This window comes from Amphibacillus cookii (assembly GCF_016908375.1).
Classification (GTDB): domain Bacteria; phylum Bacillota; class Bacilli; order Bacillales; family Amphibacillaceae; genus Amphibacillus_C; species Amphibacillus_C cookii.
On record NZ_JAFBDS010000007.1, the window covers coordinates 139,369 to 154,608 of the forward strand.

At 36.6% G+C, this 15,240-nt stretch carries 15 protein-coding genes; 8 read left to right on the top strand and 7 right to left on the bottom strand.

The genetic code is table 11. The annotated features are described in order from the left end of the window. Positions 1 to 20 precede the first annotated feature (20 nt). The 3 genes from JOE23_RS11405 to JOE23_RS11415 are packed head-to-tail and all read right to left on the bottom strand — an operon-like array spanning position 21 to position 2,891. Positions 21 to 716, bottom strand: a complete 696-nt coding sequence (locus JOE23_RS11405; protein ID WP_204438501.1) for an N-acetyltransferase — start codon at positions 714 to 716, stop codon at positions 21 to 23. After that, positions 706 to 1,791, bottom strand: coding sequence for a Gfo/Idh/MocA family protein (locus JOE23_RS11410; protein WP_204438502.1), 1,086 nt, complete (start codon positions 1,789 to 1,791; stop codon positions 706 to 708). The genes JOE23_RS11405 and JOE23_RS11410 overlap by 11 nt, the downstream gene beginning before the upstream one ends. Next, entirely contained in the window at positions 1,788 to 2,891 is a 1,104-nt protein-coding gene (locus tag JOE23_RS11415; protein ID WP_204438503.1) for a DegT/DnrJ/EryC1/StrS family aminotransferase, read from the bottom strand. The genes JOE23_RS11410 and JOE23_RS11415 overlap by 4 nt, the downstream gene beginning before the upstream one ends. Before the next feature lie 196 nt (positions 2,892 to 3,087). Here JOE23_RS11415 and JOE23_RS11420 point away from each other — a divergent pair, with 196 nt between their 5' ends. Further along, positions 3,088 to 4,395 (top strand): nucleotide sugar dehydrogenase, encoded by a 1,308-nt coding sequence (locus tag JOE23_RS11420; RefSeq protein ID WP_204438504.1) that lies wholly within the window; start codon positions 3,088 to 3,090, stop codon positions 4,393 to 4,395. Between the two features lie 1,406 nt (positions 4,396 to 5,801). On the opposite strand, the gene JOE23_RS11425 is transcribed toward JOE23_RS11420, so the two are convergent. Then, positions 5,802 to 6,131: a DUF5626 family protein gene (locus JOE23_RS11425; protein ID WP_204438505.1), complete on the bottom strand. Its 330-nt coding sequence runs from the start codon at positions 6,129 to 6,131 to the stop codon at positions 5,802 to 5,804. A gap of 98 nt (positions 6,132 to 6,229) precedes the next feature. Between JOE23_RS11425 and JOE23_RS11430 the strand changes: the two genes are divergently transcribed. The 4 genes from JOE23_RS11430 to JOE23_RS11445 all read left to right on the top strand — a co-directional run bounded on the left by JOE23_RS11430 (position 6,230) and on the right by JOE23_RS11445 (position 9,838). Beyond that, on the top strand, positions 6,230 to 6,409 hold the full coding sequence (locus JOE23_RS11430) for a PspC domain-containing protein (protein ID WP_204438506.1): 180 nt from the start codon (positions 6,230 to 6,232) through the stop codon (positions 6,407 to 6,409). Between the two features lie 430 nt (positions 6,410 to 6,839). Next, the gene (gshA, locus tag JOE23_RS11435) at positions 6,840 to 8,324 is read left to right on the top strand and encodes a glutamate--cysteine ligase (protein ID WP_204438508.1); all 1,485 of its coding nucleotides are present in this window, start codon (positions 6,840 to 6,842) and stop codon (positions 8,322 to 8,324) included. Between the two features lie 37 nt (positions 8,325 to 8,361). Next, a complete protein-coding gene (locus JOE23_RS11440) occupies positions 8,362 to 9,366 on the top strand; it encodes a potassium channel family protein (RefSeq protein ID WP_204438510.1) in 1,005 nt (334 codons plus the stop codon). 61 nt (positions 9,367 to 9,427) lie between these two features. Beyond that, the gene (locus tag JOE23_RS11445; RefSeq protein ID WP_204438513.1) at positions 9,428 to 9,838 is read left to right on the top strand and encodes a TFIIB-type zinc ribbon-containing protein; all 411 of its coding nucleotides are present in this window, start codon (positions 9,428 to 9,430) and stop codon (positions 9,836 to 9,838) included. A 250-nt stretch (positions 9,839 to 10,088) separates the two neighbouring features. On the opposite strand, the gene JOE23_RS11450 is transcribed toward JOE23_RS11445, so the two are convergent. Further along, on the bottom strand, positions 10,089 to 10,724 hold the full coding sequence (locus JOE23_RS11450; protein WP_204438515.1) for an FMN-dependent NADH-azoreductase: 636 nt from the start codon (positions 10,722 to 10,724) through the stop codon (positions 10,089 to 10,091). A gap of 193 nt (positions 10,725 to 10,917) precedes the next feature. Here JOE23_RS11450 and JOE23_RS11455 point away from each other — a divergent pair, with 193 nt between their 5' ends. After that, a complete protein-coding gene (locus JOE23_RS11455; RefSeq protein ID WP_204438517.1) occupies positions 10,918 to 11,484 on the top strand; it encodes a TetR/AcrR family transcriptional regulator in 567 nt (188 codons plus the stop codon). A 39-nt stretch (positions 11,485 to 11,523) separates the two neighbouring features. On the opposite strand, the gene JOE23_RS11460 is transcribed toward JOE23_RS11455, so the two are convergent. Together JOE23_RS11460 and JOE23_RS11465 are read right to left on the bottom strand one after the other, a co-directional pair. Further along, positions 11,524 to 12,420, bottom strand: coding sequence for a manganese catalase family protein (locus tag JOE23_RS11460; protein WP_204438519.1), 897 nt, complete (start codon positions 12,418 to 12,420; stop codon positions 11,524 to 11,526). Positions 12,421 to 12,432: 12 nt separating this feature from the next. Continuing rightward, positions 12,433 to 12,651, bottom strand: coding sequence for a YuzF family protein (locus tag JOE23_RS11465; RefSeq protein WP_204438520.1), 219 nt, complete (start codon positions 12,649 to 12,651; stop codon positions 12,433 to 12,435). A 145-nt stretch (positions 12,652 to 12,796) separates the two neighbouring features. Between JOE23_RS11465 and JOE23_RS11470 the strand changes: the two genes are divergently transcribed. Then, positions 12,797 to 13,669, top strand: coding sequence for a patatin-like phospholipase family protein (locus JOE23_RS11470; RefSeq protein WP_204438521.1), 873 nt, complete (start codon positions 12,797 to 12,799; stop codon positions 13,667 to 13,669). A gap of 578 nt (positions 13,670 to 14,247) precedes the next feature. Next, entirely contained in the window at positions 14,248 to 15,219 is a 972-nt protein-coding gene (locus tag JOE23_RS11475) for an ABC transporter ATP-binding protein (RefSeq protein WP_204438522.1), read from the top strand. The last annotated feature ends 21 nt before the right edge of the window (positions 15,220 to 15,240 follow it).

The window sequence follows — 15,240 nt, forward strand, 5'->3', positions numbered from 1 at the left end:
ACTGATGAAGGTTCGTTTTATTAAACAGATTTGATTCGTCCGGGTGGACCGATTACAGTTTGAGAGGGTGGTACATCTTTTACTACCGTCGTACCTGCTCCAACTAAAGCATTTTCTCCTATCACAACGCCTGGCAATAAAGTAGCGTGATTACCGAGCTTAGCTCCCTTTTTTATAACAGGTCCTTTTAAAGCATTTCCACCGGATCGCATATATTTATCATTTGAAGTTGAACAACATGGTCCAAGAAAGACTCTATCTTCAATAAGCATATGAGCAGTTACATAGCAGCCAGTTTGGATCGTTACTTTTTCACCAATGATCGTATGGTTTTCAATAATCGATTGTCGTCCAATAACGCTTTCTTTTCCAACAATAACGTGTTCTCGAATGCTTGCTAAATCACCGATAAAGGTATGATCATGAAGAATCGTAGCACAATAAATAACGCAATGATCACCGGTCTTAACACCAGTTCCAATTAATAAAGGCTCATAATGCTGCTCGGTTGAGGTAATCATATTCTTGTTTCCGGAAGGTTGCTGCCCTAATGAATTGAAATTTCCAATCGTTGCATAGTCTCCAATGATCGTTCCTTTCTTGATTACAACGTGGTGCCCAATTGAAACGTAATCCCCAATAAAGACATCATCTTCAATAATGACACCTTCACCGAGTTTGACTTGTTCGCCTATATAAGCAGATTTACTTATCATTATGCTCACCATCCTTTTCTTTCATATTCATAGTAGAAAAAGTTGTTAGCGGTGGATAAACCGTTTGATTAATCTTATCAGCTTGATAAAGGCTGTAAATGAAACTTAGTACGTTTTTCGCCTCTGAAGCAGTCATCAATGGTTGATGCTTTTCATCAGTTAATGCTTGATAAAAATCTTGATACATATAATAACGGTCGTCAGTGTCAGTTGAGATATTTATTAATTTGTCTGCGGACATCCGTTGATGCTTAATGTGAAAGTGTTCAATATGATTTAGGGCAGGTCCGTTTATCGCCAATGTGCCATCTTCACAAATAAACTGTAGTTGATAACCTAAATTATGTGGCTGTACTTGTGAAGTAGCCGTTACGCTTCCGTAAGCACCATTTTTAAATTTAAACATACTGAGGGCAAGATCTTCTGTTTCTTTCCATGTCGAAAAATTTGTTGTCTTTCCAAAAATCCAATCAATATCGCCCAAATACCAGATTAGTAAATCGGCTACATGTAACCCTTGATTCAGTAACATCCCACCATCATATTGCCATGTGCCACGCCAATCGGTTTCTTTATAATACTGCTCGGATCTATTAAGCAAAATAGAGGAAGTAGCAAGATAAGGTTGACCAAATTGATGTTTGTCGAAAAGTGATTTGATTTTTTGGAAAAGTGGTCGATAACGCATCTGGTGACAAACGAGCACGTGCTTCCCTGTCTTTTTTGAACACGCAATAATATGGTCAGCTTCTTCTAAAGATAAGCTGAGCGGTTTCTCGACAATAACATGTTTATCATGCAATAAACTGTCTATAACCATTTTTCCATGTAAAAAGGATGGAGCAGTTATGATAACAACATCGATGTCTGTTCGTTCAATTAGCGCTTGGTAATCTGTATATAAAGTGAGTTCTTCTACTGGTTGATAAATGAGTTTATTAACAGCTTTTGCTCTTTCTAGCTTTTGGTCGACTAAGCCGTAACACGTGAATTGTTCTGATAAACGATTCAATGTTTTTACGTGTTTTTCAGCGATAAAGCCACAGCCGATTATACCTACTCGTAATTTCTTCATGATTGAGCAGCCTCTCTAATCACTTCAATAACTTGAGTTTGTTGCTCGTTACTTAAAAATGGGTGAAGTGGAACCGAAAAGATCGTTTCTGATAAATGCTCAGCATTAGGGAGATCCCCTAATTTATAATTTAATAACTGATAGGCTTCTTGCAAATGTAAGCAAAGCGGGTAATAAATAGCTGAGGCAATATCATGAGCACTTAATGCTTCCATAATTGCTGTTCGGTTAGAGCTTTTTAAGCAAAATAGATGGTAGACATGTTTGTTGTCTGGAGCTTCGGTTAAACATGTTATGTTATCAATTATTTTCAAGTGTTGCGTGTAATGATAGGCAAGCTTTCTTCTTTGTTCATTCCATCTGTCGATATGTTTTAGGCAAATGAGTAAAATCGCGGCTTGAATCGCATCGAGCCGACTATTGACACCAATTTCACGATGATAATACTTCTTATCACTGCCATGAACACGCAATTGCCGAAGCCGAAGAGCGACCGTTTCATCGTTTGTTGTTACTATGCCACCATCACCAATCCCACCTAAATTCTTGGTTGGAAAAAACGAGAAGCAACCAGCATCTCCTAATGAACCGACGGGTTTATCTTTATATGTTGCCCCAAATGCCTGACAAGCATCTTCGATAACAATAAGCTGATGTGCTTTAGCGATTTGATTAATGGTATCCATGTCTGCAGACTGGCCAAAGAGTTGGACAGGAATTATTGCTTTTGTTTTTGCGGTTATTTTATCTGCTATTTTTTTAGCATCAATTAATCCTGTCGTTGGATCAATATCAACAAAAACAGGGGTAGCTCCTGCGCGTGAGATTGCCTCTGCTGTTGCAATAAAAGTAAACGGTGTAGTAATGACTTCGTCTTTTGGTCCAATATTATAGGCGATAAGTGTTAGTGTGAGTGCATCCGTACCACTTGCTACACTGATTGCCTCATTAACACCGATTTTTTCAGCGATTTGTTGCTCCAACTTTTCCACGTAAGGACCTAAAATATATTGTCCGCTTCTTAATACAGCTTTCATTTCTTCTAGTATTTCAGCCTCAATAGATTGATATTGTGTTTGCAAATCTAATAATGGGATCATATTATGCATACTCCTTTCTGAATCATTCTCGCGTTACCATATGATAGCTTTGTGGGTTGTGGCACGGCACTAAATAGGTAAAAATATTGATTTAATGGGATTAGTGATTCTGCCTTTTTTAATAAACTCAAGAACATGTGACGTTATAAACACATATAAAATAATAGATTTTAATAAATAGGAAAGGAAAATAGTGATGAGTGATAAAGCTGTCGTACGTTCCTACTATTCAACAGTTGGCGTTGTTGGATTAGGCTATGTTGGTTTGCCTGCTGCACTGGCTTTCGCCGAAAAATATCATACGATTGGATACGATATTGATAAAGGTAAGGTCGATGCACTGAAGATGGCAATAGATCTAACGGGGGAGGTTGATGAAAGGGAATTAAAGGATACAACCTTACAGTTTACTAATCAGATTGAAACCTTATCTGTATGTGATTATATTATTATTGCAGTGCCAACACCAATAGACGAGGATAAAAAGCCAGATTTGTCTTATATAAAGACGGCCTCAAAACAAGTAGGTAAACATATGAAACGTGGAGCGATTATTATTTATGAATCAACGGTCTATCCAGGAGCAACAGAAGAAGTATGCTTGCCTTTATTGGCTAGTGCGTCAGGATTTGAGGTGGGTAGCGATTTTTCAATCGGTTATTCCCCTGAACGCATTAATCCTGGCGATAAAGAAAATACCTTTAAAACGATTGGAAAAATCATTTCTGGCTATAATTTAGAAACGTTAGATAAAATAGAGCAATTATATTGTAGTGTATTAGATGCTCCTGTTTACCGGGCAAGTACCATTAAAGTAGCCGAAGCAGCAAAAATTGTTGAAAATGCGCAACGTGATATTAACATCGCGTTTATGAACGAACTGTCCCAACTTTTCGATCAACTCAACATTAACTTTCAAGATGTATTAGCGGTAGCAAAGACAAAATGGAATTTCCTTACTTTTAAACCAGGATTAGTAGGAGGTCATTGTATTGGTGTCGATCCTTATTATTTAATAACAAAAGCTGAAGACGTTAATTATTCTCCCACTTTTCTAAAGGAAGCACGACGAATAAATGAGTCGATGGTTGACTTTGTGATTAAGCGTGTTCAGACCTATGCTGATCAACAACAGCGAGAATTTTCAGATTTGAAGGTCCACGTTTTAGGTGTGGCATTTAAAGAAAATGTGGCTGATTTACGAAACGCTAAAGCAATTGAGGTTATTAAAACCTTGAAGCGATTAGGCGCCAATGTAACGGCTTCAGATCCGCTCGTTTCACCATTAGCGTATCAGGAGGTAACTGGAGATCGATTTGTTCCCGTTTCTACCCTATTGGATGCAGATGTAATTATTTTACTTGTCCCACATCAGTCATTAGTCACTGCATTAAATCAGCAGTTATCCACTTGGGTGCAAGATAAACCTGTATTATTGATCGATTTGAAAGCTGTTTTAAATCAATTGGAGTTGCCTAACCATTTATCTTATTGGTGTTTATAGCACGAAGGGAATAGGATTTGAATAAAAGAAAATAGTAATTTGACGGCCTGTCCATGCCATTAAAAAGTTAAGGTTTATCGATTAATATTTACCTGGTCATTTGGATCCAAGTGCTAGAAAGACAACCATTTCCTAAGGGCCCTCTAAGATTGATTGTTCCATCCCTTCTCCATGATTGATTAATCTTAGGTATTTATCATAGATAACCGTCCGTAAAACGCCTACGGATTAAAGGTTCGTCTTATCCTTAGCGGTTGTGAAGGCATATCTTCCAACTATAGGAGTAAGATGATAATAAAAATCAGAACTTCCTAAAATTAGAAGTTCTGATTTTTATTATCATATCACCATTAAACTTTAACAAAGCCCTTTGAAAAAATGCTCATTGACAAGTTAGCGAAATTATGACAGTATACGAAACGTTAATGGTTACATTTACTTTCACCGATTATTATAATCGAGGCAGTGCTGACCCTTTTGAAGGGTGCATTTCTATCATGCTACTAGTGTTAGCGTACTGGTAGCTTTTATTATTTACTCAACTTTCTCATCTAAATTTTTAGGTTCAGCCAAGCTAGCATAAGGATAGAACTAATATTAAATATAAGCGTTGCCTTTGAATGTAGATTTTCGATTGATTATAAAACTTTCGTTTTAGACGCGCAGGTGAGATATGTTCCGCTTTCCGTGGGCGTGGCTTGAGCTAACTTTGCCAAGTCAAAACCACTTGCAAAGTGGATCTCAAGCTCACGCTACTCCCACAGGAGTCTACACATATCTCACCAGCTAAATCGTCACATCTCTCTTAATAATGGTTGTCTTTCAAGATCTCACCAAACGCCATTTCAATCCGTGGACGTTAGATTTACACCATGTAGATCAAGACATCGGAATGGAGTCTCAGTATTAAGAAACTTCTTATTCTAGTCGTGTCACATCTTCTTCGCTCTATTTCGTGTGTTTGGGCTTACGCATTCAGTATGAACCCCCATTCTAAGTGGAGATAAGCAAGAGGTGAGACTTCTGCGGGAATAGGATGAGCTGAAGATCCACTTGAGGCGTGATGTTTGCGACTCAAGTTAGCTGAAGCCATCCCCGCGAAAAGCGAATCCCTTGCTTTTCGGAACGAAATAACGTGCTAAATGTAATGGGAAGGTCGCATGCGGGTGCATCCATACAAAAGTAAAGTCAACAAGCCTATTGAATACCGCGTCTATTGAACACGATCAAGGTTGAATAACTATTTTCAGTGTGCGAAAGTTGAGTTATTTACAAATATCATATTGATAATACTATTATAAATTTGTTTATAAAAATTCCAATTTTACAATTATTTTATTATCTAATTTGATTAATACCAATATTTATATGTAAAAATCTATTTTGAATACCTTAATTATTAACTTCTACTTCTTTTTACTAAAGGGTCTTGCAGAAGTTTTTATTCTTGTACCAGAAGTTTCAGCCGTTAGACGCAAGCCTATACTTCCCACACCGACGTATACTCTACCAGTTCCTGTATACTCAGCTCTTTTTGAATTCCAAGTGAATTTACGATTTTCCTCAGTCATACCTATAAGGGTAACATTAAGTCCTGAAGCATCTGTGATTCTTACTTTACCATTAGTAGTTTTGGCTTTAATAAAGTACTCCATGTTAACTACAGCGGTGCTCCAATAGATTCTGTATCTACGTTCTCCAAATCTTCCAGGTACATTAAAATCATTAATGCTCATCTGTGGTTCTTTAGATTATTTGTCTATCTTTTCGGTTGTAAAGGGAAATAAACTATAATAATATAGTTTGTATCAAAATAGTGGGAAGAGGGGTTACATTGGAGAAAAGATTAAGGTTATCTGAAAACAAAGCTTTATTTGGCGTTTGTGGGGGTATAGCTGAATTCTTTGGCATATCACCAACCATAGTTAGAATAATTTTTATTTTAGTCCCTCCTGGAAACATTGCTGTATATTTAGTATTAGCTATTTATTTATATAATGACAGGACTTTATAATGGTTTTCTCTACAAAAAACATATTAAGGTTAGTGGGTAAGGTGATCGACAGATTACTTTACCCACTATTTTTCTTTTTAGATTTATAGTGAGAAGTGAAGGTCGACCAATAAGACTTCCAGGCACTCAACTAACCATCCGTGGGCCTACAGGATGTAGGTCATGCAGACGTTGTCACAGGACGTGGCGGTCTTAGTCTGTCATCCTTCTTAAAGATCTGGCGGTTTTAGTATACGATCTTCCGCGCCCACGGATTGAAGTTTTGTTTTATAATTAAGTGTGTATAGGAAGGGTGGATATTTGTCAATGACACTTAGGTTTGGGTATGCTAAGAAGTGGGAATAGACATGAAAAATCGTATAAGATTCTGAATGGCATGATGTGTACATAAACTAGAAAGTGTGACTTAAATATAGAGGGATGGGATATAATGGATGAAAAATTTAATAAGATGATTAGTTTGTTTGACCATCCGGATCGGAAGAAGTTATTATTAGAAGGATTATGGGGAATCGAACGAGAAACGCAGCGAATAACCACTGAGGGGCATATTGCTTTAACTGATCACCCAGATATATTTGGTAATAAACGGATGAATAGTCAAATTACTGTTGATTTTGCTGAGAATCAATTGGAGTTTGTCACACGTCCACATCCATCTATTGACCGTCTGTATACGGAGTTAAAGGAAATTTCTTTAATTGCAGATCAGGGGATTGGCGATCAACGGATGTGGCCGATGAGTATGCCTCCACGGTTACCAGAGGAGCAAGCTATTCCCATTGCTAAATTTGATCATTCATTAGAAGGACAAGAAAAAGAAATATATCGAAAAGGTCTTGCCTTACGTTATGGAAAAAAAATGCAGATGATATCAGGTATTCACTATAATTATTCTTTAGGAAATCATTTGCTTCAGCTGTTGCACCAACATTTTCATCAAGGTGAAGATATTGTATCTTTTAAAAATAAAGTATATATGAAAATAAGTCGTAATTTTATTAAATATCGCTGGCTATTAATCTATCTTTTTGGTGCTTCACCTGTCGCAGATCAAAGTTATGATTCGGTTATAGAAAAGGAATTGCAGAAAGTCTCTGAGGGTTGCGAAGATTTAAACCAAGAAAAACAGCTTTTTAAAAAGTGTGCGACTTCCTTAAGAGCAAGTCGGTTTGGTTATTCAACGGAAATACAAGAGCAATATCAAGTGTCTTATAATAGTCTAACTGCTTATATTCAAGATATTAAGAAACTATTATCAACAGAAAGTGAACAATATCGACAATATGGTGTAGAATATAATGGAGAACGTCTGCAATTAAGTACGTCAATTATACAAAATGAAAATGAATTTTATGCACCAGTCCGTTTTAAGGGGAAAGTGAAGGGTAATCAATCGCAAATTGAAGCACTTGAACAACGGGGGATTGAATATATAGAAATTCGATTATTGGATATCAATCCGTTTAGTAAATGGGGAGTTAGTAAAACACAAATCGATTTTGTTCATCTCTTTGTTTTGTTCTGTTTATTTGAAGACAGTGATCCGACCTCTAGCCAAGCACTGATTCGTGCGAGTAAAAATCATCAACTTGTTGCTTTATTAGGTCGGTTACCTTATTTAAGGCTCTTAAAATCAGAGTGCCAACAAATCGAGTTGAATGAATGGGGTGAAGCTATATTCACTAAACTCAATCAGATTGCTGAATTCATTGACCAAGCAAATGGTAGTGATCGTTTTCGGCGTGTCATTGCAAGAGAACGTGACAAATTACACAATCGACTTCTATTACCTTCTGAACAAATCGTTAATGAGATGAAACAAAGACAAGAAAGCTATTTAGACTTTGGTTTGCGCTTAGCCAATCAATATAAAAGCAAAATATGTAAAGACCAAATTGAAAAAGAGGCGTAATACATGTGTGCATTAAATTCGTTTAGGAGTTTTTTAAATGAAACATAGAAAAAGAATCTTCTTTTTAATTGGTTTACTTTTGGTCCTTGTTATTTTTGGTAGTTTAGGTTATTTGTTATTATTAGAGGTGGAATGGATAGATGCTCTTTATATGGCGACTATAACCATATCGACGGTAGGTTATGGTGAAGTCGCTCCTATGACAGCGGAAGCAAAGATTTTTTCAATTCTGCTGATCATTATGAGTATTGGTGTGATCGGTTATGCAGGTTCAGCACTTATGCGTTATTTTTTTGAGGGTACGGTAAAGCAAGTATGGAGGGAGCGTAAAATGAAAGAACAGATTAATAAAATGAACGATCATATTATTGTATGTGGAGCTGGAGAGACAGGTGGTCAAGTTATTCATGTTTTACAGCAACAAAATGCAAATTTTGTCGTTGTTGAACAGGATGTGAATAAAGTTGAAGAGTTGAAAAAAGATCGAATCGCTGTCATACATGCAGATGCGACAACTGATCAAGCTTTAGATGAAGCAAATATCATAAAGGCAAGTGGGCTTGTCACCAGTCTGTCAACGGATGCTAATAATTTATATACCGTATTAACCGCAAGAGAAATGAATCCGCAGTTGAACATCATTGCGCGAGCGATTACACCTAATTCTCACGATAAGTTAATTCGTGCTGGTGCAAATAAAACCGTATCACCTAATGAAATTGGTGGGCACCGGATGGCCTCCATGTTATTAAAACCTTCTGTTATTGCCTTTTTGGATACCATTACGCACTCAGGACATATTGATCTTAATTTAAATGAAGTGGAAATAGAACAAGGTTCTTATTTAGTTGGAAAATCTATTGAAGAAGCGAATATAGCAGAGGAAACAGACTTGATTTTAATTGCGATAAAGTCAAAAAAAGAAGATCATATGATTTTTAACCCTAAACAAAACTATCTCCTTAAAACAGACGATATTATGATTGTACTTGGTGAGCAAGTCCAGTTAAAAGAACTAATGAAGTTAGCCCAAAACATATGACCATGTATATAGCTTTCTCTAACGGAGATTACTTTTTTGTTCGGATAAATGAGGTGGAATAATGGAACGTTTAAAAAGAAAGTTAGCACGGTTTATGCAAGGACGCTATGGCGTCGACCAGTTGTATGTGGCGATGTTAATTTTATATTTTATATTACTCGCTTTAAATCAACGCATCAATAATCCGTATTTTGGTTTATTGCTCTGGTTACTCATTGTTGTTGCTATCTATCGTGTATTCTCTAAAAATGTGAGTAAACGCTATGCTGAAAATCAAAAATTCCTTAAGTTCTGGAGACGAATTAAAACCAAATTAAGGTTGGCTGTTAAAAGATTAGCAGATATTCGTACACATCGTTATCGTAAATGTCCAAATTGTCAAACGGTTTTACGTTTACCACGTAAAAGAGGTGTCCATCAAACGAAATGTCCACGTTGTACGAAACGGTTTCAAGTTAAGGTTCGCTTTTAAATATATTTATCACAGATAACTGTCGATAAAATGCCCGCTGATTGAAGGTTTGTTAGTGGAAATGATTTACGTTAAAGCGTCGTCGCAGAAGCAAACATATGCAATGGAGACATTGTGGTGAGCTTTTGATTAAACACGATTGGGATGGAGAATCTGGATTGCTACCGTTATCTACATAAGCAACTTCGAATGAGACTATATTAGAGTAAAAGCAGGTAACCGATTATTGGGGTTACCTGCTTTTAATGGTTTAAGAATTAATGAATCGTTGAGCAGCTTCTTTTACATCTTCCAGACCTTGGCTAATAATTTTTTCAGCTTGATCAGGTTGAGCATTATGCCCTTCAATGATCACTTCTTCAATAATTTCCATGCCAAACACACCAGCAAATGTGGTCTTCATATAGTTTACCGCCATTTCCATTGGTGCAGTTTCAGGTGTTGAATAGACGCCACCACGTGCATTAAGTAAAATGATTTTTTTCTCTGGAAGTAATGGAATTAAGCTGCCATCTTCAGCATAGTTAAATGTGAACCCAGCAGAGAAGATATAATCAATAAATGTTTGTAATTTCGCTGGAATTGTTAAGTTCCACAGTGGAAAGGCGAAGGCAATAACATCAGCTTCGCTAAACAAATCCATTGCCTTTTGTTTGGCATCTAATAGACGTTGCTCACTTTCTGACGGTATTTCATGGGCTTCCACTTTTGCAAACCCACTAAAAAGCTCTTGACCTAGAACGGGCGTATCTTCTGCGAAAACATCATAAGTTTTAACATTAAGGTCACTTGCTTTAGATACTTCTTCGATAAATGTATCATACATTTTGCTGCTAATCGCTTGATCAGACGGGCGATTATTGGCTTTAACAACGAGTAAATTCATTTTAAAAAGTCCCCCAACGATATAGTATTCTCAGCACCTTTGCCCAGTTGTGAGCAAATCTTTTTAAAAAAGTTCCAAGTGCTGTATAATTTGTAGTGTAAAGATATTTTTAATTCGAGACAACCAATAAAATTCAAGAAATATTGTATAAACAACAATTTTAAAGAAATGTTGAAAGAATGGAGTAGGAAATATGGGCAAAAAAACAGATCCCAGAATTAAGCGAACACGTAAGTTAATAATGGATGCATTTATCACGTTATCCGCCAAGAAATCCTTTGATATGATTACAGTAAAAGATATCACAGAAGAGGCCACGATTAACCGGGCTACCTTCTACTACCATTTCAAAGATAAATATGATTTAATCGAACAAACCTTAAAAGAAGACTTGTTGATACATGTGATTAGTCGTTTATCAGACTGTGAAAAAATAAATAAAGCAGCGATTCGCAAGGTCTTCTTATCATTAATTGCGTTCCACAATGATCTTTCATCACGTTGCGAGCGTAGTTATCATAACTTTAAATCTTCTATTGAAGTGACGGTTAAACGCGAGTTAGCGGATCAATTTTATCATATCTTATTAAAAAATACCGCTTCAAGTAAAGACAAGGAGTTAAGGTTAACCTCTGTTATGCTTAGTTGGGCGATATATGGCGTTATAAATGAATGGAGAAATGACCAATCCATTGATGCGGAACAACTAATTGAAACAGCTATGCCGATTTTGTTAAATGGTTTAGAAATTATAAAATAGCCATTTCATGTCAAGCGTTTTTCCTGTAGGTTAATAGATTTACATGTTTTCCATTAGGCGTTTAGCAATCCGTTGATAATCATCTCGATCGATGCCTGGAGCAAATTCTTCAGGCAAATCTTCTAAATGAGGAATAGGTGCGCCTTCTGGTGCGCCTTCTTTGACGACTAATGCTTCACCGTTTTCAGGATTTTCACCTTTCCAAATTTGTTTAATATCAACGTAGTGACCGACATCGTTCCATGTATATAGCACATTATCGAGGCCTTGTTCTTCAAACTTCTGAGCATGATCAAATTTACTATTTGATAAATTAGGAATGGGGACCATCTTTTTGACATCAACACCTGTTGCGATTTCTAATGCTTTGGCATATGCCAATACATGAGTTCCTCCACGAACCAATAGGTAACCGATCATCTCTCGTGCTGTCTCGTGCTCGGTCATTTCGTAAACTCGCATTTTATGTGTGCGGGCACCAACTTCCAAGAAAAAATTGTGTAGTAAATCAAGTACGAGATTGCCACTATTAAACACATAATCCCCTCGCCAAGGATTCCCCATTGAATCTCCAGCTAATGCCGTTTGTGCAGTTGCAATAAATTGATAGGTATTGCGGCTATCTTTTCCTTCTCTTAATGGTGTAACATCCGGATCGCCAGTATAAAATGTATTCCCCCTAGATAATAGATTAATGGCATTGGAAACAAGTTCAACATGACCGAATTCCTCAGCAGTAATACTTGCAACTAAATCATAGAAAGGCTTTAATTTATCTTTCCTTCTAAAATTAAAAGATTGATACATATAATTGTTCAATGTAGACATTTCACCAAATTTACCCCCTAATAGCTCCTGAACGGCCGAAGCTGCATTGGGGTCACCGTGTTCAGGGATTGGGAGGGCAATGAGCATACGGTTTTCACGTTTAAACATCTAATTTGCCTCCTAATTTCTTGGGATAACCCAAACAATTTGTTGGGTGCGAATAAAAAACGGAGATCCGCCAGACTCAACGACAATGTGATCTGGCATGACCGATCGTAATAAGCCTGTTACAGTCCCTTGCGTGGTTTGAACAACTATTTCAGAACGTTCAATTGATTGTAGGGTTTGATAAACATAAGTATCGATCACATTTACAAAAGAAGGGGTCTGTTCATTCATGAGGGTAAGCTCCTTTCGTTTTGATGTATCGATTATATTTATGCTATGACGACTCATTTTATACACTTGAAATAATATCAATCAATGGTACTGGAGGCATTTCTTTGCTATACTTGGTAATTAATAGTTAGAGAGGGTGAATGTTATGGAGGCAAATGTGGGTCTTGTTCTAGAAGGTGGCGGTATGCGCGGCTTATATACGGCAGGTGTACTGGATTATTTTATGGATCATGAGCTTTATTTCCCTTACGTTGTTGGTGTATCAGCAGGGGCTTGTAATGCTTTATCATACCTATCGAGACAAAAAGATAGAAGTCGTCAAGTTAATGTAAACTTTGCTAATGATCCCCGTTACATAAATTATAGAAATTTATTTAAAGGTAAAGGCATTTTTAATATGGATTTTCTTTTTAATGATATTGCTAACGAATTGATTCCTTTTGACTATGATACATTTCAGTCGACAGCAGAGCGTCTTGTTATACCGACAACAAATTGTCAAACAGGGAAGGCTGTATATTTTGAAAAAAGTGATGCTGATCATGTCATCGAAGCTGTTAAAGCATCAAGTAGTCTACCATTAGTAGGTAAACCTGTTGAATTAGCGGGCTATACATTATTAGATGGGGGAATTGTCGATCCGATTCCAATAAGAAAGTCAATTGAAGCTGGTAATAAAAAACATGTCGTCATTTTGACGCGTCCGAAAGGATATCGGAAGAAACCGTTCCGTGCTAAGATGACTGCACGTATTATCTACCCGCACTATAAAAACCTCGTAAAGGCTTTGGAAATAAGACACCAAGTTTATAATGAGACGCTTGCATTTATCGAAGCGCGTGAAGAAGCTGGAGATGTTTATGTTATTCGTCCAGACGCTCACGAGCAAGTTAAACGAGCGGAGAAAGATCCGCAAAAGCTGGATAGTCTTCATCAAGCCGGTTATTTGGCTGCTCAGAATCAGCTTAATCAACTCAACGCGTGGTTAAATCAGAGTCATTCTCAACTAACGGTTTAACTGAAAAATTCTGAATACTTTAACAAAACCTTTAATAAAGATAAGTAATTAAAAAATACATGTTTGAGTATCTTCCTATTTTGTTAAATAAACGAATAGGAAGATAGCTCACTAAATGATTTTCCTCCTTTTTGTCATCTATGTGATAAAGTTTGAACAAATTATTACAAGAATTACAAAAAAACTTTATTAAATTTTCAAAAAACCATGGTAATAAATTCCCTTTTCCTATATACTGTTGCTATTAGAAGCTTAAAACCTACATAATCAGTCGTGTTATTATTATTAACATTTAACGTTAACTTATTTAACAAACAAATTGACGTTATCTTTTTAGTATTTTACACTTTACCAAGTAACCACTTCGAACGACCACAAACTCACTATATTAAACAAATTTTACAACCAAGCAATTTATTATTCTATTAAAACCTTTAATTATTTATTTGATACATTTTCATGGGGGATAATGGCCATGCCGTTTAACATATACTGTTATATTTTTCTATAAAAATTGTTTTGTTTTGAATTTAAATAATATTTTGAAAACGATACTGAACTAAAGAGGCGGTGTATATATGACGAACTCTACTGTTTTATCGGTAGAAGGTTTAAAAACGTATTTTTACTTAGATGATAATGAAATTGCTAAGGCAGTTGATCATGTTGATTTCGCAATTGAGCCTGGAGAAACATTGGCGCTAGTAGGGGAATCTGGGAGTGGCAAAAGTATCACCTCATTATCGATTATGAACTTAATTGAAAAGCCTGGGAAAATTGTCGATGGTGCTATTTATTTGAATGGGAAAAATATTGTTGATTTATCTGATAAGAAAATGACTGAAATTCGTGGCAAAGAAGTAGGTATGATCTTTCAAGAGCCGATGACAGCGCTTAACCCAGTTTATACAGTAGGAAACCAAATTGTTGAAGTGCTGCGAAAACACAAAAAGATGTCGAGTTCGGTTGCTAAAAAGCGGGCGATTGAATTATTGAAATTAGTTGGTTTCCCTAGAGCAGAAGAGACGATAAAAGAACATCCTCACCAGCTTTCGGGTGGTATGCGTCAACGGGTCATGATCGCGATTGCTATTGCTTGTGAACCAAAATTGTTAATCGCTGATGAACCGACGACAGCTCTTGATGTAACGATCCAAGCTCAAATACTAGATTTAATTGACGAGATGAAGCATAAATTTGATATGGGTGTTTTGCTCATTACCCATGATTTAGGTGTAGTAGCAGAATATGCGGATCGTGTCTTGGTTATGTATGGTGGACAAATTGTTGAATCAGCTACTAAACAAACGTTATTTAATGATCCTAAACACCCTTATACAAATGGGTTACTTGCTAGCCTTCCTAGCCTTGATAAGCAGACGGATCGACTAGGCGCTATCAAAGGGACAGTGCCGCCAGCCCATCGCTTTCCGAAGGGATGTCGATTTTCAACGCGTTGTCCACATGTCATGGAGAAATGTCTACATGCGAATCCTGATCTTATTCCAGAAAGTGATGGACACGAGGTGCGTTGTCATTTATTCAAATAATGCGATATAGGCTTTAATGTA